24 protein-coding genes are annotated in these 26341 nt (G+C 70.2%); 15 read left to right on the top strand and 9 right to left on the bottom strand.

Annotated features, from left to right (window positions below; translation table 11 throughout):
• Positions 1–11: 11 nt before the first annotated feature.
• The 4 genes from NLX83_RS19685 to NLX83_RS19670 all read left to right on the top strand — a co-directional run bounded on the left by NLX83_RS19685 (position 12) and on the right by NLX83_RS19670 (position 5878).
• Entirely contained in the window at positions 12–1517 is a 1506-nt protein-coding gene (locus tag NLX83_RS19685; protein WP_254236540.1) for an APC family permease, read from the top strand.
• Positions 1514–3049 carry a GMC family oxidoreductase gene (locus NLX83_RS19680; RefSeq protein WP_254236539.1) on the top strand — a complete coding sequence of 512 codons (1536 nt, stop codon included), beginning with the start codon at positions 1514–1516 and terminating at the stop codon, positions 3047–3049. Before NLX83_RS19685 ends, NLX83_RS19680 begins: the two co-directional genes overlap by 4 nt.
• 365 nt (positions 3050–3414) lie before the next feature.
• On the top strand, positions 3415–4638 hold the full coding sequence (locus tag NLX83_RS19675) for an HNH endonuclease signature motif containing protein (protein ID WP_254236538.1): 1224 nt from the start codon (positions 3415–3417) through the stop codon (positions 4636–4638).
• 58 nt (positions 4639–4696) lie between these two features.
• Entirely contained in the window at positions 4697–5878 is a 1182-nt protein-coding gene (locus NLX83_RS19670) for a hypothetical protein (RefSeq protein WP_254236537.1), read from the top strand.
• 332 nt (positions 5879–6210) lie between these two features.
• On the opposite strand, the gene NLX83_RS19665 is transcribed toward NLX83_RS19670, so the two are convergent.
• Both NLX83_RS19665 and NLX83_RS19660 read right to left on the bottom strand, forming a co-directional pair.
• Complete coding sequence (locus NLX83_RS19665; protein WP_254236536.1) at positions 6211–7929, bottom strand: AfsR/SARP family transcriptional regulator; 1719 nt, start codon at positions 7927–7929, stop codon at positions 6211–6213.
• A gap of 87 nt (positions 7930–8016) precedes the next feature.
• Positions 8017–9267 (bottom strand): glycosyltransferase, encoded by a 1251-nt coding sequence (locus NLX83_RS19660; protein ID WP_254236535.1) that lies wholly within the window; start codon positions 9265–9267, stop codon positions 8017–8019.
• Between the two features lie 68 nt (positions 9268–9335).
• On the opposite strand from NLX83_RS19660, the gene NLX83_RS19655 reads away from it, so the two are divergent.
• The 3 genes from NLX83_RS19655 to NLX83_RS19645 are packed head-to-tail and all read left to right on the top strand — an operon-like array spanning position 9336 to position 11260.
• Positions 9336–10490 (top strand): glycosyltransferase 87 family protein, encoded by a 1155-nt coding sequence (locus NLX83_RS19655; RefSeq protein WP_254236534.1) that lies wholly within the window; start codon positions 9336–9338, stop codon positions 10488–10490.
• On the top strand, positions 10477–10914 hold the full coding sequence (locus NLX83_RS19650) for an SRPBCC family protein (RefSeq protein WP_254236533.1): 438 nt from the start codon (positions 10477–10479) through the stop codon (positions 10912–10914). The genes NLX83_RS19655 and NLX83_RS19650 overlap by 14 nt, the downstream gene beginning before the upstream one ends.
• Before the next feature lie 34 nt (positions 10915–10948).
• Entirely contained in the window at positions 10949–11260 is a 312-nt protein-coding gene (locus tag NLX83_RS19645) for an ArsR/SmtB family transcription factor (protein WP_254236532.1), read from the top strand.
• Here NLX83_RS19645 and NLX83_RS19640 read toward each other — a convergent pair.
• Genes NLX83_RS19640 through NLX83_RS19630 form a run of 3 tightly spaced genes read right to left on the bottom strand, consistent with a single transcriptional unit; the run spans position 11235 to position 12660 of the window.
• Positions 11235–11693 carry a hypothetical protein gene (locus NLX83_RS19640; protein WP_254236531.1) on the bottom strand — a complete coding sequence of 153 codons (459 nt, stop codon included), beginning with the start codon at positions 11691–11693 and terminating at the stop codon, positions 11235–11237. The two genes, NLX83_RS19645 and NLX83_RS19640, sit on opposite strands and share 26 nt — an antisense overlap.
• Positions 11694–11695: 2 nt before the next feature.
• Positions 11696–11956, bottom strand: coding sequence for a helix-turn-helix transcriptional regulator (locus tag NLX83_RS19635; RefSeq protein ID WP_254236530.1), 261 nt, complete (start codon positions 11954–11956; stop codon positions 11696–11698).
• A gap of 44 nt (positions 11957–12000) precedes the next feature.
• Positions 12001–12660: a TetR/AcrR family transcriptional regulator gene (locus tag NLX83_RS19630; RefSeq protein WP_254236529.1), complete on the bottom strand. Its 660-nt coding sequence runs from the start codon at positions 12658–12660 to the stop codon at positions 12001–12003.
• 71 nt (positions 12661–12731) lie between these two features.
• Between NLX83_RS19630 and NLX83_RS19625 the strand changes: the two genes are divergently transcribed.
• From NLX83_RS19625 to NLX83_RS19610, 4 genes are all read left to right on the top strand, one after another.
• On the top strand, positions 12732–13685 hold the full coding sequence (locus NLX83_RS19625) for a quinone oxidoreductase family protein (protein WP_254236528.1): 954 nt from the start codon (positions 12732–12734) through the stop codon (positions 13683–13685).
• 42 nt (positions 13686–13727) lie between these two features.
• Complete coding sequence (locus NLX83_RS19620) at positions 13728–14147, top strand: organic hydroperoxide resistance protein (RefSeq protein ID WP_374118785.1); 420 nt, start codon at positions 13728–13730, stop codon at positions 14145–14147.
• Between the two features lie 37 nt (positions 14148–14184).
• Positions 14185–14688: a peptide deformylase gene (gene def / locus NLX83_RS19615; protein WP_254236526.1), complete on the top strand. Its 504-nt coding sequence runs from the start codon at positions 14185–14187 to the stop codon at positions 14686–14688.
• Between the two features lie 65 nt (positions 14689–14753).
• The gene (locus NLX83_RS19610; protein WP_254236525.1) at positions 14754–15071 is read left to right on the top strand and encodes a DUF3040 domain-containing protein; all 318 of its coding nucleotides are present in this window, start codon (positions 14754–14756) and stop codon (positions 15069–15071) included.
• Here NLX83_RS19610 and NLX83_RS19605 read toward each other — a convergent pair.
• Positions 15025–16569, bottom strand: coding sequence for an NCS1 family nucleobase:cation symporter-1 (locus NLX83_RS19605; protein WP_254236524.1), 1545 nt, complete (start codon positions 16567–16569; stop codon positions 15025–15027). The two genes, NLX83_RS19610 and NLX83_RS19605, sit on opposite strands and share 47 nt — an antisense overlap.
• Before the next feature lie 155 nt (positions 16570–16724).
• Positions 16725–17747 carry a glycoside hydrolase family 5 protein gene (locus NLX83_RS19600; protein WP_256564022.1) on the bottom strand — a complete coding sequence of 341 codons (1023 nt, stop codon included), beginning with the start codon at positions 17745–17747 and terminating at the stop codon, positions 16725–16727.
• 216 nt (positions 17748–17963) lie between these two features.
• Between NLX83_RS19600 and NLX83_RS19595 the strand changes: the two genes are divergently transcribed.
• Together NLX83_RS19595 and NLX83_RS19590 are read left to right on the top strand one after the other, a co-directional pair.
• Complete coding sequence (locus tag NLX83_RS19595; protein WP_254236522.1) at positions 17964–18476, top strand: winged helix-turn-helix domain-containing protein; 513 nt, start codon at positions 17964–17966, stop codon at positions 18474–18476.
• Positions 18476–19714, top strand: coding sequence for an MFS transporter (locus NLX83_RS19590; protein WP_254236521.1), 1239 nt, complete (start codon positions 18476–18478; stop codon positions 19712–19714). The genes NLX83_RS19595 and NLX83_RS19590 overlap by 1 nt, the downstream gene beginning before the upstream one ends.
• On the opposite strand, the gene NLX83_RS19585 is transcribed toward NLX83_RS19590, so the two are convergent.
• Entirely contained in the window at positions 19676–21292 is a 1617-nt protein-coding gene (locus tag NLX83_RS19585; RefSeq protein WP_254236520.1) for a PucR family transcriptional regulator, read from the bottom strand. The two genes, NLX83_RS19590 and NLX83_RS19585, sit on opposite strands and share 39 nt — an antisense overlap.
• A gap of 124 nt (positions 21293–21416) precedes the next feature.
• Here NLX83_RS19585 and NLX83_RS19580 point away from each other — a divergent pair, with 124 nt between their 5' ends.
• Entirely contained in the window at positions 21417–22502 is a 1086-nt protein-coding gene (locus tag NLX83_RS19580; RefSeq protein ID WP_254236519.1) for a carboxylate-amine ligase, read from the top strand.
• A 66-nt stretch (positions 22503–22568) separates the two neighbouring features.
• Entirely contained in the window at positions 22569–22970 is a 402-nt protein-coding gene (locus NLX83_RS19575) for a hypothetical protein (protein WP_254236518.1), read from the top strand.
• 329 nt (positions 22971–23299) lie between these two features.
• Here NLX83_RS19575 and NLX83_RS19570 read toward each other — a convergent pair whose 3' ends face one another.
• Positions 23300–26326 (bottom strand): ATP-binding protein, encoded by a 3027-nt coding sequence (locus tag NLX83_RS19570; RefSeq protein WP_254236517.1) that lies wholly within the window; start codon positions 26324–26326, stop codon positions 23300–23302.
• Positions 26327–26341 lie beyond the last annotated feature (15 nt).

Genomic DNA, 26341 nt, shown 5'->3' with positions numbered 1-26341 from the left:
GGAGGGACCACATGGCACAGGCAGAGGACACGGGGCTCGCGCAGTTCGGCTACAAGCAGGAGCTCAAACGCACACTGGGCATCTTCCACACCTTCGCGGCGGGGATCAGCTACATCTCCATCCTCACCGGCACGTTCCAGCTGTTCTACCTGGGCATGGCGCACGGCGGCCCGGCGTACTGGTGGTCGTGGCCGATGGTCTTCGTCGGCCAGCTGATGGTGGCGCTGTGCTTCGCGGAGCTGGCGGGCACCTACCCGGTCGCGGGTTCGGTCTACAACTGGACGAAACGGCTGAGCAACCCGCACGTGGCGTGGCTGGCCGGGTGGATGATGCTGATCGCCTCGATCACCACCATCGCCGCGGTCGCGCTGGCCTACCAGCAGACGCTGCCGCAGATCTCCTCGGCGTTCCAGCTCGTCGGCTCCGGGAGCAACCCGACCGACGCCGCCACCAACGCGGTGCTGCTCGGCGCGCTGCTGATCCTGTTCACCACCCTGGTCAACGCCTTCGGGGTGAAGCTGATGGCGCGGATCAACAGCGCGGGCGTGCTCATCGAGCTGATCGCCGCCGTGCTGCTGATCATCGTGCTGGCGGCCAACATCACCCGGGGCCCGGAGGTGGTCACCGAGACCCAGGGCGCGGGCGCCGGGCAACCGCTCGGGTACCTCGGCGCGTTCCTGACCGCGTCGCTGGCCTCCGCGTACGTCATGTACGGCTACGACACCGCGGCGTCCCTGGGGGAGGAGTCGCTCAACCCGCGCAAGAACGCGCCGAAGGCGATCCTGCGCGCGCTGATCGCCTCGTTCGTGCTCGGCGGGTTGATCCTGCTGTTCGCGTTGATGGCGGCCAAGGACATCAACGCGCCCGAGCTGACGACGACCGGGTTGCAGTTCATCCTGCTCGACGTGCTCGGTTCGACGCTCGGCACGATCTTCCTGTGGGCGGTGGTCGTCGCGATCACCGTGTGCGTGCTCGCCGTGCAGACCGCGAGCATCCGGATGGCCTTCGCCATGGCCAGGGACAACAACCTGCCCGCCGCCGGGCTGCTGGCCAGGGTGAGCCCGCGCTTCGGCACCCCGGTCGCCCCCGCGGTGATCACCGGCCTGCTCGCGGTCGGCGTCCTGGTGGTCAACGTCGGCCAGCCGCAGATCTTCGCGGTGATCACCAGCATCGCGATCATCATGATCTACATCGCGTACCTGATGGTGACCGTGCCGATGCTGGTCGCGCGCATCCGCGGCCGGTGGCAACCCGCGGGCTTCTCGTTGGGGCGCTGGGGAATCCCGGTCAACGTCCTGGCGATCTTGTGGGGCGCCGGGATGACGGTCAACCTGCTGCTGCCCCGCCAGGCCATCTACAACCCGACCGAGCCGTTCCACTGGTACCTGCGGTGGGGCGCGTTCCTGTTCGTCGGCGGCGTGGCCGTGCTCGGCTTCGCCTACTACTGGTTCGCGTTGCGGCACAAGACCGGTGTGCGCCCGGAGAACGCGTACACAGCAGCGGAGGAGCCGTCGTGAGCGAGTTCGACTACGTCATCGTCGGCGGTGGCACCGCGGGATCGGTGCTGGCGGCGCGGCTCTCGGAGGACCCGGACGTCACGGTCTGCCTCCTGGAGGCCGGACCGTCCGATGTGGACGATGACGCGATCCTGCGGCTGGACCGCTGGATGGCACTGCTGGAGTCCGGCTACGACTGGGACTACCCGGTGCAGGAGCAGGACAACGGCAACTCGTTCATGCGGCACGCGCGGGCCAAGGTGCTCGGCGGGTGCTCATCGCACAACTCGTGCATCGCGTTCTGGGCTCCGGCCGAGGACCTGGACGAGTGGGCGGCGAACGGCTGCACCGGGTGGAGCGCGGCGGAAGTTTTTCCGCTGTACCAACGCTTGGAGACCAACGACGGGCCGGGCGAGCACCACGGTCGCTCCGGTCCCGTGCAGATCCGCGGCATCAAGTCCGCCGACCCGTGCGGCGCCGCGCTGCTGGAGGCGTGCTCGGCGGCGGGCATTCCGCGCGCCGAGTTCAACTCCGGCACGACGGTGACCAACGGGGCGAACTGGTTCCAGATCAACGCCGACGCGGCCAACAACCGCTCCTCCGCCTCGGCAGCGTACCTGCACCCGATCGTGGGCACGCGGCGCAACCTCGAAGTGCGCACCGGGGTCCGCGCCAAGAAGCTCGTGATCTCCTCCGGCCGCTGCACCGGTGTCGAGTACCTGGCGCCCGACCTGCTGCACACGTTGACCGCTTCCGCGCGCCGCGAGGTCATCGTCAGCTGCGGCGCGATCGAGAGCCCGAAACTGTTGATGCTCTCCGGAATCGGCCCCGCCGAGCACCTCCGCTCGTTTGGCATCGATGTCGTTGTCGACTCACCCGGCGTCGGCGAGAACTTCCAGGACCATCCCGAGGGCGTGATCCAGTGGGAAGCCAAGCGCCCCATGCCCACGGAATCCACGCAGTGGTGGGAGATCGGCATCTTCACCACGACTCAGGACGGCCTCGATCGGCCCGACCTGATGTTCCACTACGGCTCCGTGCCCTTCGACCTCAACACCGCGCGGCACGGCTATCCCACGACGGAGAACGGCTTCTGCCTCACTCCGAACGTGACCCGCAGCCGGTCGCTGGGCACCGTTCGCTTGCAGAGCACCGATTATCGCGATCGCCCGCTGGTCGATCCCCGCTACTTCACGCACGAGCACGACATCCGCGTGATGACTCACGGGCTTCGGCTGGCGCGTGAGATCGTTTCGCAGGAGCCGATGGCGCCCTGGGCCGGGACGGAACTGGCGCCCGGGCCGGACGTGCGGTCGGATGACGAGCTGCTGGACTACATCCGCAAGACGCACAACACGGTGTACCACCCTTCGTCGACCGTGCGGATGGGGGTGGACGCGGGATCGCCGTTGGACCCGGAGCTGCGGGTGAAGGGGGTTTCGGGGCTGCGGGTGGCTGACGGGTCCGTGATGCCGTTTCTCATCGCGGTGAATCCGTGCATCACGACGATGATGATCGGGGAGAAGTGCGCTGATCTTGTGCGTGGCTGCTAGTTTGCGCTGGGCTTCCAGCTTGCGCCGGTACCAGCGGGGGTCGACTTGACCTGGGGTCCCTTGCGCGTGCCCTTGGGCCTTTCAGGGGCACGGGATGGAACCCCGGCCCTCGCGATGAGCGTATGGCACGCGCACCCCAGGTAAAGTCGACCGTTCCAGCTGCGGCTTGCGTTCTTGTTCTTGTTTTTGTTGGTGCGCCTGGGTTTTTGTGACTTGATGTTAGTCCACTTTGGACGGTGCTCGAATGCCCTGGTTGAGTTTCTGGGGTTGTTACGCCCTGGAACCGTTGGGGCGCAGGGGAATCACCCGTTGGTACTTCGGCTCTTCTTCCTTCCTCTGATCCAGTTGTGTGGGGAGGGGAACCTATGGAGATCAACGGGTTTGTAGATCATCTGCGGGAGCTGCTGTCGCGGCAGGACAGCTATCGGATCGCGGAAGACGACATCCTGCCCGCGTTGCGGAAGCTGGAACTGGTCCAACGATTGGTCACCGCCGCGTCCGCCGAACTCGCGGCCGAGGCGGAGACGCGGAGCCTGCACCTGAAGCACGGGTGCCGGACGTTGGCGGTGTTGTTGCGGGACGCGATGGTGCTCTCGCCGTACGAGGCCCGGCACAGAGCCCGCCTCGTCCACGACCTGCCGTCGCTGCCGGAGACGCGGAAGGCGTTGCAGGAAGGGGAGATTCAGGCGGAGCACGTGTTCGTCATCTCCGACACCCTCCGCGCCATCCCGGCCGAGGTTCGCACGGAAGCCGAAGCTGCGTTGGCCGGGCACGCTCGCAGCCTGAATCACAAGGAGTTGGAGAAGGCCGGGAGACACCTGCGCGCGCTGGTGGATCCGGACGGGGTGTTCCGGGAGGAGCAGGAGGCGATCGCGAAGCGCGATCTGACGATCTTCCGCAAGCCCAACGGGTCGATCGGACTCCGGGGCGTTCTCGATCCGGAAGCGGCCGAGGCGTTCCTCGCCGCGATGCACGCTCTCGCCAAGCCGCGCACGGTCGACGGTGTCAAGGACGAGCGCAGGACCGGACAGCGATATGCCGACGCGCTGACCGACATGGTCCGGATGGCGATGGCGTGCGGGAAGCTGCCGTCCAGCGGTGGTGAACGGGCGCAGGTGATCGTGACGATCTCCTACGAGGCGTTCCGCGACGGCATGGGTACGGGGTGGGCGAACTGGGGCGGGCCGATGACCGCCCAGCTGATCCGCAAGATCGGCTGCGACGCGAGGATCACCCCGATCGTCCTCGACGGGAACGGGGTGCCCCTCCACCTCGGGCGGACCGAGCGCACCGCGCCACCGGGGCTGCGGAAAGCCTTGGCAGTACGGGACAAGGGGTGCGCGTTCCCCGGCTGCGATCTGCCTCCGGCGTGGACGGAAGCGCATCACGTCGTGCATTGGATCAACGGCGGGGAGACGAGCTTGAGCAACATGGTCCTGCTCTGCTCGCACCACCACCACGTTCTGCACCAAGGCGACTGGGAGATCCGCTTCGACCGGGGACTCCCGGTGTTCATACCGCCCGCGTGGGTGGACACGGACCGCGCGCCGCGCAGGAACATTCGGCTGGACCACCGCCTCGCCAGCTGAACGAGGCTGCGCTCAATGGCGGATGACCGGCCTGACCAGGGGTGGGAGAATCACTGCTATGCGAGCGATCCGGTTGCTTGTCGTCCTCGTGCTCACCATGGCCGGACTCGCGGCGCCCGCGAGCGCGGCGGTGCCGTTCCCGCGCATCGACGCGAGCCGGTTCGTCTACGTCCAAGGGCAGACGTTCGCGGTGTACAAGTCCAACATGGACGCACTAGAACGGGCCGCGCAGCTGAAACCCAAGGGGCTCAACGACGTTCTCGCCAGCGCGAACCGCAAAGGGCGGGCGCTGTGCCACGGGACGCACCTCAAACCGGGGCTGGGGCCCAAAGGCTTCTGCTGGCAGGACGGGGAAGACGACGACGCCAACGCGTGGATTCCGCAGGGCGTAACGGGATCGGGCGACGCGCAGGCCGGTGGGACAGTCGGGGGGAAGCGGATCATCGCGGCCAGCTGGCACACCGAGGGGGACACGTTCACCCGGGTGTCCTTCCTCGACGAGAAGACGCTGGCCTACCGGCACGTGCTGCTGGTGGAGCCGCACGCGACGGGCGACTTCAAGGCGATCTCCAGTCACGGCGACGGGTTGTCGTGGTACGGGAACTACCTCTACCTGGTGCAGGGGACCGTTCTGCGGGTGTTCGACCTTCGGCACTTCTGGGCCATGGACACGGGGCCCGCGCACGTGGGGCGCAATGCCAACGGGCGCTTCTCCGCGCGTTACCACGCCTGGGCGCTGCCGCAGATCGGTGCTTACTGGTACGAGGGCGGCGGCTGTACCCGGATCAATGGGGACAAGCCCTGTTCGGCGAGCCTGTCGTTGGACCGGGGAACCAGTTCCATGATCATTTCTGAGCACGTCGCCAAGGGCGGGGGCGGGCGGGTGGTGCGGTGGCCGCTCGATCCCGGAACCGGATTGCTTCGGGCTGAGCCGAATGGCTCGGTGCGCGCGGTCGAGGCATTCCGCTCGCCGGTGTGGGCTATGCAGGGCGCCGTCGCGCACAACGGCTACATCGTGGTCTCCGGTACCTGTGCCCAGCACGCGGGCAAGCCCGTGGACCTGCCCAGTTGCCTCCACGGCGGGATGGCCGGGCAGACCATTTCGCAGTTGACCGAGGCGCCCGTCAACAACCAGAACCTGTCCTACTGGCCGGCTACCGGCGAGTTGTGGTTCATGAACGAGCAGCTCCGGGAACGGGTGGTCGTCCACGTCCCGTGGCGCACCCTTACTGGTAAGTAATTATGTGGAGACGCACGTTTAATCTCCGTGCCCTTCGTTTGCTTGAGGAAGATTTTACGTCGGCGCGCGCCCTGGACCAGGATCTTTTCCCGGTTCAGAGTTGGCCGAATACTGAAGGATTGTCAGCTTGACTTCACTTTCCCGGGCAGGACCCTAAATGTGCGTTAAGCATGCGGTGACGCAGGTCACAGTCGGATAATGGCGTCATCGGGCGTCTGCTAGCTTTGCACTCGATCGATTCCGGGTAACACACCCACGAAATCGAAATCACGAAAACTTCATTCCCGCCGGTGATCTGTGCGCCCTGATCACCGGCCTGCGGGGCGGTCGGCTCAAGTCAGGACCCCCAGCCCGACTTGGGCCGGCCTGCCCTCACCCTCGGGTGCGCAGTGCTCCCTGGCGAGGAGCCGGAACAGATCCGGCATCCGGTACCGGTCCTCGCCGCCCGCGAGCAGCACCCGAGACGCGGCGAGGCTTTCCAGTAGCCGAGCCGCCTTCTCCGAGCTCACTCCGGCGAGCGCCCCAGCTACCGCCGGAGTGATCTCGGAGAACCCCAGCAGTCCCAGTCGCCGGAACAACCGGCCCGCCTGCGAACCCAGGGCGCGCACGCTGTCCTCCAGCGCCGCCCGCAGGTCCAGGCCGCCGTGCCGCAGCTCCGCCAGCCGGTACGCGTCATCGGCCAACCGGTCGGCCATCCGCTGCAACGTCCACTGTGGATGATCGGCGAGCTTGGCTCCCACGATGCGGACGGCGAGCGGCAATCCCTCGCACAGGAACGCGATGCGCCGCGCCGCGAGCTGTTCCGCGGCCACCCGGCCCTCACCCGCGAGCGCGCCGAGCAACGCGAGCGATTCCCGCGAACCCAAACCGGTCAGCTCGACGCGGTGCGCGCCCGCCACACCGGTCAGCCGCCTGCGGGAGGTGACCAACACGGCGCAGTCACCCGCCCCCGGCAGCAGCGGGGCCACCTGGTCCTCGTCGGTGACGTTGTCCAGCACGACCAGGACGCGGCGCTCCGCGAGGACGCTGCGGTAGAGCGCGGCGCGTTCGGCGAGCTCGTCGGGCACCGGAGAGCCGAACGCGCGCAGGAACCCGGCCAGCGCGTCCATTGTGGACACCGGATTGTCCTTGTCCGAGCGCAGGTCCACGTAGAGCTGGCCGTCAGGGAAGGCGGTGCGCAGCCGGTGGCCGACGCGCACGGCGAGCGCGGACTTGCCGGTCCCGGCCGCTCCGGTGAGCACGGCGAGCGGTGGCGCGTAACCGGAAGGCGGGCCCTCCAGGGTGGCGCACAGCTGGTCGGCCTCGGCGATCCGGCCGGTGAGGTCGCCGATGTCAGCGGGCAGCTGGGCGGGACGGACCTCCAGGGGCGCCGGGGCGATCTGCTGCTCGACCCGGAGCAGGTACGCGCCGGGTTCAGCCAGCGCGGCGCGGGCTTCCTGGAGTGCTCGCAGCGCCTCGGTTTGCCGTCCCGAACGGTGCAGGGCCGTGACGAGCAGGCCGTGCAACCGTTCGCGCAGCGGGTATCGCTCTGCCAACCGGGACAGCTCGGGGACCAGGTCGCCACCGCGGCCGAGCTCCAGCTCCAGTTCGGCGTACTCCTCGGTGACCTCGGCGCGCCGTTGTTCGAGGACCTCGGTGTCCAGGCCGATCCCGGGGAGCACCGGACCGCGGAACTCCTCCAGCGCCTCGCGCAGGTAGCGCGCCCGGTCCTCCGGGGTCGTCGCGGCCCGGCCCGCGCGGACCAGCGCCTCGAACCAGCGCAGGTCCAGGCGGTGCTCCTCCGGCTCGATGAGGTAGCCGGGGGAGCGGGTGACGATCACCCCGGGATCGCCGAAAGCCTTGCGCAGCGCGGAAACCGCGATCTTCACCTGCTTGCGCGCGGCGGCGGGTGGGCGGTCCGGCCACGCCGACGCGACCAGCTCCTCCACCCCGACCACGCGCCCGGCGCGCAACAACAGGACGGCCAGGAGCGCGCGCTGCCGCTTCCCGTTGACCGGGATCCGGCCCCGCGCGCCCCTGACCTCCAAATCCCCCAGGACCCGGAACTCCATCTGGCACCCCCCTGCCCGGACACCAGGATGCCGCCCCACGCTGAACGCGTGCTAAATACCGAGCGGATACCCCGGCCATACCGGGCACTACAACCCGTTCACGAACTCCACCACCGGAGCCGCCCCGTCCTCGGCGTTGATCAGCTTGGCCAGCCCCTCGGCCCGCTCGCGGTACCCGGGTTCGGTCACCGCGGCGTGGATCGCGGCGCCGAGCCGGTCAGCGGTGAGCGACTGCATCGGCACCGGGGCGGTGGCGACGCCGAGCCTGGCCAGCCTGCCGGACCAGAACGGCTGGTCGGCCAGCACCGGGACGGGGACCGCGGGCGCGCCCGCCCGCAGCGCCGCCGCTGAGGTGCCCGCGCCCGCGTGGTGCACGACCGCGGCCATCCTCGGGAACAGCCACTCGTGCGGCACGTCGCCGATGGAGATCAGGTTCTCGTCCTCCACCGTGTTCAGCTCGGCCCAGCCCGCCTGGATCACCCCGCGCACCCCGGCCTGCTTCAGCGCGGCCGCGGCGAGGCGCCCGAGCCGTTCCCCGTCGCCCGGCACCATGCTGCCGAAGCCGATGAACACCGGCGGCGGGCCCGCGTCGAGGAACTCCACCAGCTCGGCGGGCGGCTCGTAGCCGGGCGCGACGTGCGGCCACCAGTAGCCGCAGACCTCAATTCCTTCGCGCCAGTCGGCCGGGCGTGGGATCACGTGCCTGCTGTAGCCGTTGAACACCGGCCACTTCTCGGCGTTCTGCTGGCGCAGCGCCTGCCCGAGGGAGACCTTCGGCAGCCCGTAGCGCTCGCGCACCACGGCGGCGGCCGAGCCGAAGGCCATGGCGACCATGCGCGTGATCGCGTGTCCCGCGAGCAGGTTGCCCGCCGGGCCGAACGAGGCGCTCTTGCTCAGCACGGGCGCGAACTCGCGGGTGGGGTAGCCGGGGGCGAGGAACACCCCCGCGCTGGGGATGCGCAGTCCCTTGCCGGTCACGAAACTGACCGAGGAGACCAGCGGAGCCGCCAGCAGGACGTCCGGGCCCTCCTCCTCGACGACGTCGGCGAGGGCGAGCGCGCCGCTGCGGATCTCGCTTTTCATCACCTTCAGCTGCCTGAACATGCCGACTGCGGAGGACTTGGCCTGCGACCAACGCTGGCCCTGCTCGGACTCCATGGCCTGGCGCGGGTCGCCGGGCAGCGCGCGGAAACCGAGCCCGCACGCGCGCACGAACTCCTCGAAGGGCTCGTGCGTGGCGATGGTGACCTTGTGTCCCTCCGCTGCTAAGCGCACGCCGAGGCCCGTGTACGGGGCGACGTCTCCCCTGGAACCGGCGGTCGCGAGTAGCACATGCATGGCTGGATCTCCCCCGTAAAGAGTGGTCGAGGGAAACGCTAGCGCCGGGCCGCTGTAAGAAGGCACTCGTGGTGCGCACTCGGAACAACCTGCTTGCCCTCGCGGCGGCCGTCGTGCTAGCGGCGCTGTTCACCTGGGGCTCGACGCTGATCGACCTCCAGGTCTACCGCGCGGGTGGGCACGCCTGGCTCAACGGACTGCCGCTGTACGGCGACGGATTCCCCTACCTGCCCAGCGATACCGGGCTGCCGTTCACGTATCCGCCGATCGCCGCGGTGTTCTTCGCCCCGCTCGCGCTGCTGCCGATGACCGGCGCGGTGATGGTGCTGACGCTGCTGACCGTGCTCGCGCTGGCCGGGACCTGCGTGCTCGTCGTGCGCCACCTCGGCCGGAACTGGTTGCTGGGACTGGGTTTCACGCTGCTGTGCGTGCTGGTGGAGCCGGTGCGGTCGACGCTGTGGCTCGGGCAGATCAACGTGCTGCTGATGGTCGCCGTCGTCGCGGACTGCCTGCTGACGAAGACGCCCTGGCCGCGTGGGTTGCTGATCGGCGTGGTGGCGGCGATCAAGCTGACCCCGGCGGCGTTCGGGCTGTACTTCGTGGTGGCGCGGCAGTGGCGGCCCGCGGGCACCGTGGTCCTGGGCTTCCTCGGTGCCACCGCGCTGGGATTTCTCTTGGCGCCCAAGGATTCCATGGCCTATTGGTTCGGTGTCCTGGCCAAGACCGATCGGATCGGCGCGTCCTGGTCGCGGGACAACCAGTCGCTGCGCGGGTTGCTCGTGCGGAGCGGGCTGCCGGACTCGGCCGTCATCGCGTTGTGGGCGGTGGGCGTGGTGGCGGTCGTCGCGGTGGCGTGGTTCGTCGCGGCCCGGCTGCGGCGGCGGGGCGAGGACCTGTTGGCGCTGACGGTGGTCGCGGTGGCGGGACTGCTGGCCTCGCCGGTGTCGTGGACGACGCACTGGGTCTGGGTGGTGCCCGCGCTGATCGGGTTGGTGCTCGCGCGGAACTGGGTGTGGCTGGCGGTGGTGGCGGTGTTCTTCGCCGAGCCGCACCGGCTGATGTCGCCGCAGGGGCACTTCCTGTGGTGGCAGCACCTGGTCGGCAACGCCTACCTGATCATCGCCGCTCTCGTTCTTGTGCAACTCACCGGTTGCGCCTCGCGGGAGGATGTGCAACTCTTGGGTTGCGCCAAACGAGAGGACGTGCGCCATGAACAGCACTGACCGCATCGAGCGGGAACTTGTGATCAACGCGCCGGTCGCCAGGGTGTGGGCCGCGATCACCGAGTCCGACCAGATCATGAAGTGGCTGGGCGACTCCGCCGAGATCGACCTGCGGCCCGGCGGCCGGATGGTCTTCGGCTGGGCCGAGCACGGCCGGTTCAACGCCGTGATCGACGTGGTCGAGCCGACGTCGCGGCTGGTCTACCGGTGGACCACCGAGTCGGGGGCCGAGGTGACCGACGGCAACTCCACCCGGGTTGAGTACACCCTGGCCTCGGAGGAGGCGGGTACCCGGCTTCGCTTGGTGGAGACCGGGTTCGACGCTCTCGCCTTCGAGCCGGAGGTCCGGGCCGCCAAGCACAAGGACAACGTCGGCGGCTGGCAGGCCGAGCTGGATGAGTTGAAGGAGTACGTGGAAGCGTGACTTCCGGCGACGCGATTGTCTCAGCGGAGGCGGCATGACCGTTGACGAGGTTCTGGCCGCGCTCGCCGATCCGATGCGCAGGCGGGTGCTGGACCTCATCGCCGCGCGGGGGGAGTGCTCGGCGACCGTGCTCGCCGCCGAGCTCCCGGTGACCAGGCAGGCCGTGGTCAAACACCTTGCGGTGCTGGAGAAAGCGGCCTTGGTGGCGGGGCGGCGGCACGGTCGCGAGGTGCTCTACACCGTGCGCCCGGAGGCGCTGGGCACGACCGCGCGGTGGATGGACCACGTCGCGGCGGAGTGGGACCGCAGGCTCGCGGCGATCAAGCGGCTCGCGGAGGAGTCGTAGCGAAGTCCTCCGGGTCGTCGTCGGGCAGCGTCCACGCGAGGTTCAGTGCGGGCATGGCGGTGCCGAGCAGGAACAGCGTCGCGGTCATGGCCGCGGTCAGCGAGCCCGCCTCGGGATGGCCTGCGACCACCAGGCCGTATGCCAGGTCGGCCAGCATCAGCGCGCCGAACGCCTGGTAGCTGCGGTAGTGCGCGGCGTCGCGCAGCTCGGTGTCGCGCTCGTCGAGGTCTTCGCCGTGGCCCGCGGCGCGTCCCGTGCGGGAGCGGAGGACGAACGTGCCACCGACTCCCAGTAGCAGTCCCACCGCCATCAGCACGGCGGAGACGACCAGGGTCGGGTCACGGAACAGGGCGGCTCCGGCGATCATGCAGGCGAAGCCGATGAGGACCACCAGTGCGACGTTGCGGCGGCGGGCGCGGGTGTGGCTGGACATGACTACTCCCGGTAGAGCTGGGTGGACAGGGGCGTGAACGGTTCGCGGCCGAAGACGGCCTCCACGGGCAGGCCGAACACGGCGCAGATCCGGAACGCCAGGTCGAGGCTGGGGTAGTGGTCGCCCCGTTCCAGCGCGCCGATCGTCTGCGGGTTGACCTCGACGGCCTCCGCGAGCGCGGCGCGGCTCATCCCCCGCTCGGCGCGCAGGACGGGCAGCCGGTTGTAGATGGGCAGTTCCTTGCCGCGCCGTACCGGACTCATGAACGAACTGTTGCAAAAACCCAACGACTCGTCAAGTTTGCCCACTAGTCGAGCAGGGGCTCCAGTCCGGCGACGAGGGCGCGGAGGCCGAACTCGAACTGGGCGTCGCCGCCGCTGGTCGCGGCCAGCTCGCCCGCCAGGTCCACCACGGTCGGATAGTCCACTTCGGACAGTGAGGCCATCGTGGCGCGCAGCCGCCGCCGTCCTTCCGGGTCCTGCTTCTCCGCGTTCATCTGCGACTCCCAGAGCGCGGCGCCGAGCACGAAGGTGAACAGCATCGTGTACGCCCGCGCGGCGTTCTCCTTGCTGAAGCCCGCTTCCCGCAGCGCGCGCACGAGCGTTTCCGTCACCGCGGCGGTTTCTGGCCCCTTCAACGGTCGGCTGGCCAGAATGCGCAGTAGGCACGGGTACTCCAGCAGCAGCTCCCGCAGGCCCGTCGCGACGGAGCGGATCTGTTGCTGCCACGGGCCTTTCGCCGTGGCGAGCCGTCGTGTGCCGAGCAGGTGGTCGCGGACGGCGTCGAACAGCTCGTCCTTGCCGCGGAAGTACGTGTAGAGCGCCATGGGGCCGACGCCCAGCTCCTTGGCGAGCGCGCGCAGGCTGAACGCCTCGACGCCGTCGGCCGCCATCAGCCGCAGTGCCGTGGTGACGATCAGCTCCGGGTTGAGGGTGTTGCGCGGGGCCCTGGTGCGCTTGTCGGACATCACTTCTCCCGGTCGGTGCCGCTACTGTACGGTGTACTGTACGCCGTACAGAACAATGAGGGGCAACTCAGATGCGTGCAGTGCAGATCACCGAGTTCGGCGGTCCCGAGGTGCTGACCCTGACCGACCTGCCGGAGCCCGTCGCCGGGCCGGGACAGGTGCTGATCGCGGTGGACCGGGCGGGCGTCAACTACGCCGACACCCACCAGGTCGAGAACTCCTACCTGGCCCCGGCGTCGTTGCCGCTGGTCCCGGGCGGTGAGGTGGTCGGCCGCACCGCGGACGGGCGGCGCGTCGTCGCGCTGCTCAACGGCGGCGGCTACGCGGAGCGGGCCGTCGCGGCCGAGCAGACCGCCTTCGACGTGCCGGATGGCGTCAGCGACGGCGCCGCGCTGGCGCTGGTCCTCCAGGGCACTACCGCGTGGCACCTGCTGCGGACCTCCGCGCGGATGACCGAGGGTGAGACCGTCGTCGTGCACGCCGCGGCCGGGGGCGTCGGCTCCCTCGCGGTGCAGCTGGCCAAGCAGTGGGGTGCGGGCCGCGTCATCGCCACCGCGTCCACGGAGGACAAGCGCGCCAAGGCACTCGAACTCGGCGCGGACGTCGCGGTGGACGGCGCTCCCGAAGGGCTGAAGGAACGCCTCGTCGAGGCCAACGGCGGCAAGCGCGTGGACATCGTGCTGGAGATGGTCGGCGGTCCCACCTTCGACGCTTCCCTTGCCGCGCTCGGTCGCTTCGGCAGGCTGGTCACCTACGGGTCGGCCTCGCGAGAGGCGGCCACGCCGGTCATCCCGGCCGCGCTCATGCGGGGCTCGAAGTCCGTCGTTGGTTTCTGGCTGGCCGACTGCTTCGGCACGCCGGGCATGATCGCCGAGCCGCTGGCCGAGCTGTTCGCCCTCGCCGAGAAGGGGCAGCTCACCGCGATCGTCGGCGGTGACTACCCGCTGTCCGAGGTCGCCAAGGCGCACAACGACATCCGTTCCCGCCGCACCGTCGGCAAGCTCGTCCTCGACCCCGCTCGCTAGGACCACCGTGGCGCACGACATCCAGGAGGAATTCCCATGAGTATCAGCAAGGTCTTGTACACCGCGCGTGCCACCGTGGACGGCGGGCGTGACGGCAAGTCGGTCAGCGGCGACGGGCGGCTGGACGTGGCGCTCGCCCCGCCCGCCGAGCTCGGCGGTTCGGGTAACGGCACCAATCCGGAGCAGCTGTTCGCTGCCGGGTTCGCGGCGTGCTTCCACAGTGCGCTGAAGTTGGTCGCGCGCAAGGAGAAGCAGGACGTCAGCGCCTCGACCGTGGCCGCCGAGGTCGGCATCGGGCCGCTGACCGAGGGCGTGGGCTACGGCCTCAACGTGCACCTCGTCGTCTCGCTGCCGGGCCTGGACCGCGCGGTCGCCGAGCGGCTCGTCGAGGCCGCCGACCAGGTGTGCCCGTACTCCAACGCCACCAGGGGCAACATCCCGGTCAGCCACACGATCGCCTGAGCTAAGCTCCCCGGAAACGCTTACGGGGAGGGAAAAGATGGCGATCCGGCCGCTGCGCTACTTCGGTGACCCGGTGCTGAAGTCACCTTCGGAGCCGGTGACGGTGTTCGACGCCAAGCTGAAGTCCCTTGTGGACGATCTGATGGAGTCGGTCACCCTGCCGGGCCGCGCCGGGCTCGCCGCACCGCAGATCGGCGTGGGCCAGCGCGCCTTCAGCTACCTCGTCGACGGGCAGCACGGCTACGTGATCAACCCGGAGCTGGTCGAGCTCTCGGAGAAGATCCAGGACGGCGTGGAGGGCTGCCTGTCCGTGCCGGGGATGAACTTCCCCACCCGCAGGGCGAAGTCCGCCACCGTGCGCGGCGTGGACGTGAACAACGAGCCGGTCGTGGTGAGCGGTCGCGGCGAGCTGGCCCGGTGCCTGCAGCACGAGACCGACCACCTCGACGGGCTGCTCTACCTCGACCGGCTCGATCCCGCGCAGCGCAAGGAAGCGTTCCGCCTCGCCCGATCCTCGGACTGGTTCTGGAAGGCCCGCTGAGTTTGACCCGTCGCGCCTTCGGGCACCCGGGGAACCCCAAGCCTCGCGCAGCCACGGGAGACGCCATGCTGAGCCAGGACGACCAGGCCCGCTTCCGGGAAATCGAACGCCAACTCGCCCAGGAGGACCCGCGCTTCGCGCGAGCGCTAGGCGAGGGCCGCCCCCGACGTCCGGCGGGTGACACGTGCTGGTGGGCGGTGACGGTGCTCGCGCTCGCCGCGCTCGCCATCGTCACCGCCGTCCTGGCGATGTCGTTCTCCCTGCTGCTGTTCGGCACCGTGCTGATCGGCGCGGCGATGTTGCTGCGCCGCAGGCACATCCACCGCGGCCAGCGGCTCAGTCCACGACGCGGGCAGTCTCCCGGCGCCGCTGCGGCAAGCTGAGCAGCACGTACACCAGCAGCGCCACCACGAGCCCGACCGCCCAGCTGTAGTCGTAGAGCGGCTTCAGCAGCGGGATCAGCCCGTCCTCGGGGAAGGGCCCCTTGCCGGGTTCGGAGTACGCGCCGCCGACGGCCGCGACGCTGCCGATGACCGTGGCCGCCACCGCGTTGAGGTTCCAGCCGCCGGTGAACCAGTACCGCCCGCCGCGGGTGTAGAGGTCGGGCAGGTGCAGCTCCTTCTTGCCCAGCACCCAGTACCCGGCGGCGAGCACGCCCGCGATCGAGCCGAGCAGGCCGCCGTAGAAGCCCAGCCACACGTAGATGTAGATGTTCGGGTCGGCCACCAGGTGCCACGGCTGGATGGCGATGCCGAGCACGCCGGTGATCAGCCCGCCGACCCGGAAGCTGATCAGCCGGGGCGCGGCGTTGGAGAAGTCGTAGGAGGGGCTGACCACGTTGGCCGCCACGTTCACCGACAGCGTCGCCACCATGACCGTGAACAGGCTCAGCGCCACCACCAGCGGGTTGTCGAACTTCTCGGTGAGCTTGATCGGGTCCCAGATCGCCTCGCCGTAGATCACCGCGGTTCCGGAGGTGATGAAGATCGACAGCAGCGCGAAGAACGACATCGTGGTCGGCAGGCCGAGCACCTGGCCCAGCGCCTGCTGCCGCTGGCTGCCGCCGAAGCGGGTGAAGTCCGGCATGTTCAGCGACAGGGTGGACCAGAAGGCGATCATGCCCATCAGCGAGGGCGCGAACACGCCCCAGAACTCGATGCCCCAGCCGAGCTTGGACGGCTGCTCCAGGATCGGGCCGACCCCGCCCGCCTCGATGAGCACCCACACCAGCAGCGCGAGGGCGGCCACTATCACGAACGGCGCGGCCCAGTTCTCGAAGCGCCGCAACGTGTCCATGCCCCGCCAGATGATCACCATCTGGATCGCCCAGAAGAACAGGAACGCCGCCCACAGCGTCCACGGCTGGCCGAAGACCCGGTCGGCGTCGCGCCACCAGGAGCCGAGCAGCTTCCCGGCCAGCGCGTAGATCGCCTCGCCGCCGATCCAGGTCTGGATGCCGAACCAGCCGCAGGCGATGAACGCGCGCAGCAGCCCGGCGAAGTTCGCCCCGCGCACCCCGTAGAAGGCGCGGGCGAACACCGGGAACGGCACGCCGTACTTGGTGCCCGCGTGGCTGTTGAGCAGCATCGGGATCAGCACCAGCAGGTTGCCGAGGGTGATCGTGACGAACGCCTGCACCCAGCTCATGCCCAGCGCGATCAGCCCGGAGGCCAGCAGGTAGCTGGGGATGTTGTGCGCCATGCCGATCCACAGCGCGGCGAAGTTGTAGGTGGTCCACGTGCGCCTGGCGATCGGCACCGGGGCCAGCTCGTCGTTGTAGTACGGGCTGTGCTCGATGGAGGCCGGATCGGTCAGTTCCACCCGTCCGTCGGCTTGCGCCGTCTGGGCGGGGTCACTCGGTGGAGAGGAGGGCAGCGCCATGGATCGCTCCTCGTTTCTGCTGGTGGGCACACATCGTCGGGGGCGAGGGCCGAGTGCGGGAGAGGCAGAGTGTCACAGCTTTGCCAAGTTGACCACACACTCTGTCCACTCGCGCCCCGCCGACGGTGCCCACTCGGGCAGCGAGGTGCCGCCGATCAGCCGCGGACGCGGTCGCGGATCCAGCGGCCCGCCTCCTTCAGGACCCCGGTGCCCGCGAACGAGTTGCCCGCGCAGGTGCCCTGCTTGAACACCGCCCCGGAGCGGTGGTCGTCGGAGAAGTTCCAGTTGATCCAGCTGACCTTCTTCTGCGCCATCAGGTCGAGGTAGCGCTGCGAACGGCCGAAGTCGTTCGCGCCCTCGCCCGCGGAGTTCTGGGTGCCGAACTCCGTCACGAACACCGGCAGCTTGTCGGCCGCCCTGGACAGCGTGTTGAGGTAGGTGTCGTCGTGGGACGCCGCGTAGAAGTGGAAGGTGTACATGAGGTTCCCGAGCGTCAGCGGGTTGTTCGCGACCTCGGACTCGTTCTTGCCGTAGGAGACGCCGAACGAGGACCACGCGGGGGTGCCGACCAGGACGACCGCGTCGCTGTCCTTGGCGCGGATCACCGGGATCAGCTGCTCCGCGTAGCTCTTGATGCGGGACCAGGTGACGCTGTTCCCGTTGGGCTCGTTGGCGATCTCGTAGAGGATGTTCGTCTTGTCCTTGTGCCGCTCGGCGATCTCGGTGAAGAACGTCTTGGCGCGGGACAGGTTGTGGTTCGGGTCGCCCGGCGTCAGCATGTGCCAGTCGACCAGCGCGTACATCCCGCGCTTGGTGGCCTCCTCGATGTAGTTGTGCACCATGTCGGTGAACTTGCGCGGGTTGGTCTCGTAGCCGCCATCCTGGATGTACATCGAGATCCGCAGGACGTCCGAGCCCCAGTCGTTGGCGAGCGCGTCCAGCGACGCGGGCTTGACGCACTGGCTGAACCACTGGATGCCGTGCGTGCTCATCCCGCGCAGTTGGACCTGCTGGCCGCTGGAGTTGCAGAGTTTCGTTCCACAGACCCGGAGTTGGCCGTTAACCGCGGCCAGAGAGCCTGCCGGGAGCGCTGAGGCCGCTGTGGCGCTTGGTACTAGCAGGGTGCTGGCCAGGACAGCGGATGCGGAGACGAGCGTGCGAAGCGTGTGCCGACCCATCACTTCTCCTCACGGAAACGGAAGTTCGGTGCAGGGATCACCGAGGGGACTTCCGGATGGCGTGCGGCGGCGGTTGCACTGGGAAGCTAAATACGGGGAGCTAAATAGTTAAGTTAGTTTCCTAACAGTGTGACCGATGCTAGTGAGCTGGATCACCGAGAGTCAACCGGCAAAGAACCGTTTGACGGTTGGCTCCCGGCGCGCCAGACTCGGGGCATGGAAACCGAGCTGGAGGGCCTGCGGGTGCTCGCCCACCCGCTGCGCCTGCGCATCCTGTCCCTGGTCACCGGGGCGGCGATGAGCGCGGCCGAGGCGGCGCGGGAACTCGGCGAGAGCCAGGCCAACGTCAGCTACCACATGCGCAGGCTGCACGACGCGGGCCTGCTGGAGGTCGCCGAGGAGGTCGAGATCCGCGGCGGCCGGGCCAAGCGGTTCCGGCACAACCACGACAGCGGCGGCAGGGTGAAGGCGCGCGGGCGGGAGGACCACGTGCTGCTCGCCGCGACCATGGGCGCCGAGCTGCGCCGCCGCGCGGGCAGCCGCGCGCTCGGGGTCCCCGGGGCGACCACGGACGCCGAGCTGTGGGTCGATCCCGAGGTGTGGCACCGGGTCCGCCAAGCCGTGATCGACCTGGCCGGGCAGCTGCACGAGGCCGCCCGCCCGCCGCGCACCGAAGGCACCGTGCACGTCAACGCCACCATCGCGCTGTTCCAGATGGACGACGACTGATGTGGGAGCCGTTGCGGCACAAGCCCTTCCGCTTCCTGATGACGGGAAGGACGGTCGTCCACCTCGGCAACGCCGTCGCGCCGATCGCGCTGGCCTTCGCCGTGCTCGACCTGACCGGGTCCGTGATCGACCTCGGCATCGTGGTCGCCGCGCGGTCCCTCGCCAACGTGGTGCTGCTGCTCTTCGGCGGCGTGCTCGCCGATCGGCTGCCGAGGGCGTTGGTGCTCCAGGGTTCCACGACGCTCGCCGGGCTGACGCAGGGTCTCGTCGCGGCGAGCGTGCTCGGCGGGTTCGCGTCCGTTCCGCTGCTGGCCGGGCTGAGCGTGCTCAACGGAGCAGCGGCGGCGGCATCGATGCCCGCCACCGCTTCCTTCGTGCCGCAGACGGTTCCGGTCGAGCTGCTGCGCCCGGCGAACGCGCTCGCCAGGATGGGCGTCACCACCGCGACGATCGTCGGCACCTCGGCGGGCGGGCTGCTCGTCGCGGCGGTCGGCCCCGGCTGGGGCATCGCCTTCAACGCGGTCACGTTCCTCGCGGCCTCGGTGCTGTTCGGCAGGATGCGCCTCGTCGCTGTATCGGCTGTGTCTGTTCCGGCAGAGGAGCGTCAACGCCCGCTCGCCGAGCTGCGCGAAGGATGGCGGGAGTTCACCTCGCGCACCTGGGTGTGGGCGGTGGTGCTGCAGTTCATGGTGGTCAACGCGGTGATCGTCGGCACGACGGTGGTGCTCGGCCCGGTGATCGCCGACGCGACGTTCGGCAGGGCGGCGTGGGGCCTGGTGCTCGCGGCGGAGATGGCGGGCGCGCTCGTCGGCGGGATCGTCGCCGCGCGGTGGCAGCCCCGCCGCGCGCTGTTCGCCGGCGTCGCGCTCACGCTGGTCGAGGCGATCCCGCTGGTGGTGCTCGCCGAAGCGCCGGAAGTGCTCTTCCTGGTGCCGACGATGTTCCTGGTGGGCATGGTGATCGAGCAGTTCGTGGTCGCGTGGGACGTCGCGCTCCAGCAGAACGTGCCGCAGGACAAGCTCGCCAGGGTCTACTCCTACGACGCGCTCGGTTCGTTCGTCGCGATCCCGGTGGGGGAGATGGCCGCCGGTCCGCTCGCCCAGCACTTCGGGATGCGCGCGACCCTGGTCGGCGGAGCCGTGCTGCTCGTGCTCGCCACGCTCGGAGCGTTGTGCAGCAGGGAGATCCGCACTCTCAGCTCAGATCGACGCGTCATGAGCGAGCAGGGCGACGTGTAGCGAGAGCATGGACTCGGCGTCGTCCAGGGAGATACCCAGGATCTGTTCGATCCGCGCGAGCTGTTGGTAGAAGGCGGTTCTGGACAGGTGCGCGGCCCCGGCCGCTGCCGACTTGTTGCCGCCGTGCTGGCAGTAGTCGCGCAGCGTGTCGACCAACCGCGTGTTGTGGAATCGGTCGTGCGCGAGCAAAGCGGAGAGTTCGCGCTCCACGAAAGCCCGCACCCGCTGATCGGCGTGCATCAGGTGCATGAGGCCGCGCAACCGCACATCCGCGAGCCGGTGGAACACGCGCGCGCCACCGGAGCGCAGCGCGGCCTCCGCGACGTGAGCGGCTTCGGCGAGGCTGCGCGCGGCTTCCGGAACCGCGATCACGGTGGTGCCGAGCGCGACCACCACGGGCAGGGCCCACGGAGTCGACGCGACCGTCCTATGTAGATCGCTGGCGAAGCGGTGCAGCGTCGGGTCGATCTCGCCGACCGTGGGCAGGGTCAGCAGAGCGCGCACGCTCGTATCGTCCACAACTCCTACCAGAGCTGGGATTCCGGCCCGGCGCGCGGCGGAGGCGGTCACCTCGGACAGCTCGCGCAGCACCTCCTGGGTGGCCAGCGCGGGCGCCGGGGTCGCCGAGATCGTGGTGCGCGGCCGGACCGAGATGCCGACCAGCCGCCGATCGCCGAGCCGCACCCCGAGCGCCGTCGCGCGGGTCGCCGCGTCCGCGACGGGGGTTCCGGGAGCGAGCAGGTCGATCAGCAGCGCGCGGTGGCTCTGCCGCTCCAGGCTCTCGTCGTCCTTGGCCAGCAGGCGATTGAGCGCCAGCGCGGACGCGGCCCGCTCCGCGACGACGGTGTGCTGGTGCGAGGGCTGCTCCGACAACGACGCCGTGCGGAGCAGGAGCCTGCCCCAGTTGTCGCCGCGCGCGCCGACCATCGTGATCAACCAGCCCGCCGCCGCGTCGTAGCCGGTCTGCGGGATGGGCCCGTTCTCCCACACCGCGAGCAGCTCCGCGGGATCACCGCCCGCCACGTCGTAGGCCAGCAGGTGGTGGTCCAGCGACTCCAGCACGACCGGCAGCCCGGAGAGCCGGGCCACCTCGCGCAGGATCTCGGCGGGCCCCGCGCCGGAGAGGGTGAGCGCGGTGAAGATCTCGTGCACCTGCTCGGTGGCGCGCAGCTCGCGCACCTGGGCGCTGGTGATCACCGAGACCACCGCCTCGGTCACGGAGACGAACCGGGTCTCCTCGTTCAGCGCGACCAGCGGCAACCCGTGCCGCTGGGCCGCGGCGACCAGGGCGGGCGGCAGCTCGGCGGGCCAGCGCCGGACCAGCTCCACCACCAGCCCGGCGACCCCGACCCCGGCCAGCTCCCCGATGTAGCGGGTCAGCCCCGCGTCGTCGGCGGGCAGCGCGATCCCGGTGGTCAGCACCAGCTCCCCGCCGTGCAGCAGCCCGGCGATATCGGCCACCTCGGCCACGTGCACCCAGCGCACCCGGTGGTCCAGCCCGGCCGCCCCGGCGACGACGACCGGCCGTCCGCGGCGGAGCTCGGGCAGGGCGAGGACGTCCTCGACCGTCGGGTACATCCGGGCTCCATCTCGCGGCGGCAACGGGCGAACACGACTTTAGGTCGTGACGCGCCCGCGGCGGACCGCGCAGAGGTCCACAGCGGCGGGATTGGGATGTTCTCGCAATGGGAACGATCGAGACGTGGAACCGTTGACGGTGGGTGTCGAAGAGGAATTCCTGCTCGTCGACGCCGAGACGAGGCAGCTGTCCTGGCAGGGGCCCGCGCTGTTGCGCGCCGCCCCGGACACCGAGGGTGACCTGCAGACCGAGCTGACCCGGTGCCAGGTGGAGTCGGCGACCCCCGTCTGCACCACGGCGACGGAGGTCCTGGAGAACCTGCGGACGCTGCGCGGCACGCTCGCCGACCAGGCCAGGAGCCGGGGCCTGCGGCTGATCGCCAGTGGTACCGCGCCGCTGCACGAGTCCGCTCCGCCGCAGCTCACCGCCAACCCGCGCTACCGCAGGATCTCCGAGCACGCGGGCGCGCTGGCGCTGTCCTCACCGTGCTGCGGCTGCCACATCCACGTCGGTGTCCCGAGTCCCGAGGTCGGGGTGCAGGTGATCAACCACCTGCGGCCGTGGCTGCCCGTGCTGCTCGCGCTCAGCGTGAACTCGCCGTTCTCGGACGGGGACGACACCGGCTACCACAGCTGGCGTTCGCTGTCGTGGTCGCAGTGGCCGAGCTCCGGTCCGCCCCCGTACTCCGCCTCGCACGCCGCGTACGAGGAGTCCGTGCGCGAGCTGCTGGCCAGCGGTGCCGCGCTGGACCGCGGAATGATCTACTGGGACGTGCGGCTCTCCGACGAGTGGCCGACCGTGGAGCTGCGGGTCTGCGACGTCGCGCCGACCGCCGAGGAGGCGACCCTGCTCGCCGTCCTGGCGCGGGCCCTGGTGACCAGAGCGGTGAACTCCGACGGCCCGGCGCCGTTGCTCTCGCACCACGCGTTGCGCGCGGCGTTGTGGCGGGCGGCGCGCGACGGGATCTCCGGGCAGGGCTACGACGTGCACACCGGTCGCCTCGCGCCGATGTGGGCGTTGGTGGAGCGGCTGGTGGAGTGGACCGTGCCGGTGCTGGAGCAGTACGGCGACCTGGCGTACGTGGACTCGATGCTGGGCCACCTCGGGCGCGTCGGCTCCGGGGCGGCCCGGCAGCGTTCGGCACTGGCCGAAGGTGGCTTCACAGGCTTGGTGGACATGCTTTCGAAGCAGACCGAACCGGACGCCTGATCGAGGCGTCTTTCATGTTCTCCTGTGCGCGCCAAGGGTTTCCGCACACTGAAGGAGCCACACCCGATGCGCGCAGGCCGAATCGCCGTCATCGCAACAGCCACCCTGAGCGCGGTCCTGTTCGCCGCTCCCAGCGCGCTGGCCGCCACCAAGACCTCCGACGCCGTCGGTGGTGACGTGACCTGCACGCTCACCGGCAAGGGCTGGGAGCAGAGCAAGATCACCTGCAAGATCCGCGACACCAAGAACGACGACCACACCACGGCCGTGCAGTACCGCCTGCACTACAGCTGGAACCCGGGAAACCCGAGCGGGACCGAGACCGTGACGAACACCAAGGGCGACAACTCGACCCGCACGTGGAAGACGGAGTACGCCGAGGGCGTGTCGTTCGAGTTCCGCGCGGTCGTCCTCCGCACGTTCAACAGTTACGGGCAGTGGAAGTACCTCGACGGTGAGCGCGGCTGAGGCGGCTCAGCCCTCGCGGACGCGGTGCGGCACGAACGCCGCGCCGTCGTCCGTCACCAACCCGCAGGTCTCGCTGCCCAGCGTGGTTGGGGCGTCTTCAAGTACCCCGCACCCCCCTCCACAACGTCTCAAACCGCCCCCAACCCACGCCGGGGTTCGCTGTGGTTAGAGACCGTGGGGGAGGGGGTCCGCTGTACTTGAAGACCGGCGAACCACTGCTGGGTAAGTGATTTGTAGGTGGTCGCGGTGATCCTCGGGGGATGAGCGATTCTCGCAGCGACTTCGGCTCCGCGTCCTGCTACGTCACCGGCGTGCCCGTTCCCCGCGAACTACGGCCCGAGCCCGACGGTCCAGAGGTACGCCTGGTGGACGACCTCCCGTAGCTCGGGCTCCGGCCACGGCAGGAACTGCGGCGTCGAGGGCGCCGGGTCGATGCCGAGCACGTCGCGGACCACGTCGGCCACCCCGATCGGCGCGGGCAGTCCGAGCCGCGTGCGCACCCCGTCCCACGCCGCGGCCAGGGTCTTCGCCGCCGGATCGGCCAGCTCCGCCGCCACCAGGGCCGCCTCCAGCGCCGCTGCCATGCCGAAGCGGAAGTGCGAGCGCCCGATCGCCGACGCCAGCGCGTCCGAGAGCACCTCGCGCGCCCGCAGCGGCTGCCCGGTGCGCCGCAGGGCCTCGGCGGACAACGATTGCAGGCGCACCACCCTGGACAGCGACCTCGGGAACAACCGGCGCAGCTGGCGCACGCTGTCGTCGAGGAACTCCACCGCGCCCGCGGGGTCCTTGGCCAGCAGCGTGGTGCCGATCGCCCGGCGCGCGGGCTCCTGCTCCAATGGCCCGCCGGTCGGCCCGAGCCGTTCGGCCAGCTGCTCGCACCAACCCTCGGCAGTCTGGATGTCCTTGTGCCCCAAGGAAACCTCGGTCCGCAACGCCAGCTGCGCGGTGGAGATCCGCAGGCCGCGCTGCACCCGGTGCACCTCGTACCGCCTGCACAGCTCGGCCGCCTCCGGGTAGCGGCCCCACGTCGCGTACACGCCGCCGCCCGCGGTCAGCGACGTCGCCACGTCGTCGCCGGAACCGCTGTCCAGCGACGCGATCTGCTCCAGCATGCGCGGCGTCCCGTGCACGGCCGCGGGATCGAGCAGGAACCGCAGGCAGCTCATCTCGAAGATCAACGCGACCCGGTGCTCGCGCGGCCGGTGCGCGGCCAGCTCCCGCCGCGCCGACGCCATGATCGACACCGCCGAGACGTAGTCCTCCCGCAGCCGGGCCAGCTGCGCCTCCTGGAACCGCAGCAGCGTCCGCACCTCGGGATCGCTGTCCCAGACCGTGCGCAGCGCCCGGTCCAGCTGCGCCTGCCCGTTGGCGATGTAGGAGCCGTGCACGTGCCAGAACTCGAACAGCTTCGCCACCAGCTCGTTGGACTGGGCGTTGCGGCCGCGCTTCTGCAGGTGCGCCAGGGCGGAGTCGAGATCGGCGACCTCGCGCCCCATCGCCCGGACGCCCGCCAGCCGGTCCCGGTAGGAGGGCAGTGCGTCCAGCTCCCGCGCCCGCAGCGTCCACCGCTGCGCGTGCCGGTCCCGGACGAGGACCGTCTCGTCGTACTCGGCCAGTCGCGCCTCGGCGAACTCGCGGACCACGGTCAGCAGCCGGTAGCGCTGCCCCGGCAACGCCTGCACCAGCGACCGCTCCACGAGATCGGCCAACCGCGCCGCGAAGTCCAACCCGTCCAGCGGAGCGCCGCCGCACACCGATTCCACGTCGATGAGCCCGAACTCGCCGCGGAAGACCGACAACCTCGCCAGCAGCCGCTGCTTCTGCTCGGTGAGCAACCGGAACGACCAGCCGACCGCGTGCTCCATGGTCCGGTGCCGCGGCTCGCCCGCCGCCCTGGTCAGCAGGTCGAGACCGCCTTCGAGCCGTTCCCGCAACTGCCGCAGGCCCAGCGACGGCACCCGCGCCGCGGCCAGCTCCAGCGCGAGAGGGAGGCCGTCGAGGTGGTGGCAGACGGTGGCCACGTCGGCCTCGGCCTCGGGACCGGACGGCAGCGCGGTCCCGGCCCTGGCGCGGAAGAGCACGATCGCCGGGTTGTCCGCGTCGAAGCGGCCGGAGGCGGGCGCGGCGAGCGGGCCGAGCGCGAACACGCGCTCGGCGGGCAGGCCGAGCGGCTGGCGCGCGGTGGCGAGCACGGTCAGCCGCGGGCACCACGCCAGCAGCCGCTCCACCAGCGCGGCGGACGGTTCGGCCAGGTGCTCGCAGTTGTCCAGCAGCAGCAACAGCCTGCGGTCGCCGACCCACGACACCAGCCCGGCGAAGACCCCGTGCACACCGTCGCCGGTCACGCCGAGCAGCGAACCCAGGGCCAGGATGATCGCGTTGCCGTCCTGCAACGGCGCCAGTTCGGCGATCGCCGTCCCGTCCGGCCAGTCGGCGTGCTCGGCCACGTTCATCGCCAGGCTCGTCTTGCCGCAGCCACCGGGCCCGGTCACGGTGACGAGCCGGTGCTCCTCCAGCTCCAGCGCGAGCGCCTCCTGTTCCGTCGCGCGCCCGATGAGCTGGCCGGAGCGCGGGCGCGGCCCCCACCAGCGCTGCCGCTCGCGCATCGGCCCCTGCTGCGAGCTGAGGATCTGCGCGTGCGCGTCCCGCAACGCCTGGCCGGGCGAGACCCCGAGGTCCTCGACGAGCCTGGTCCGCGCTCGGTCGATCGTGCGCAGCGCGCTGACCTGGTCGTCGTCCGCGGAGTAGGTCAGCGCCAGGCACGCGTGCACGTGCTCGTCGTAGACCCGCTCGTCGGCCAGGGTCTCCAGCAGCGGCACCGCGCGCTTGGGCTCCCCGCACCGGATGGCGATCCTGGCCAGCGTCGTCGCCGCCTCCACCCGCGCCCGCTCCACCGCGAGGGCCGCCGGGGCCGCGTGCATCGGCGCGGTCAGCCCGGCCAGCAGCGGCCCCCGCCAGAGCCGCAACGCGCGTTCGAGGCGGTCGAGCTGGTCGAGGTAGGACTCCCCGGGCGGATTGGCCTCCACCAGCGCGGAGAACTCGGCGATATCGCTGCCCCTCGGCGGCAGGCGGAGCACGTAACCGCCCTCGGCCAGGTCGACCGCGACGTCGGCGCCGATCCCGCGCAGCCAGCCGCGCAGGCGGGAGACCGCGACCTGGAGGGTCTTGCGTTCCTGCTCCGGCGGGTCGCCGTCCCACAGCCACTCGGCCAGCCTGCTCCCGCTCACCGGCGTGCCGTTGGCGAGCAGCAACGCCCCCAGCAGGTTCGCCTGTCCGGCGCCCCCGGGGGTGTGCGGCCGGCCGCGTGCCCAGACGGTCAGCGGCCCGAGCACGCCGAATCGGAGCTGATCCGTCACGTACGTCCCACCCAT

The organism is Allokutzneria sp. A3M-2-11 16, from assembly GCF_024213555.1.
Taxonomy (GTDB): domain Bacteria; phylum Actinomycetota; class Actinomycetes; order Mycobacteriales; family Pseudonocardiaceae; genus Allokutzneria.
This window is presented reverse-complemented; position numbering and strand designations above follow the sequence as displayed.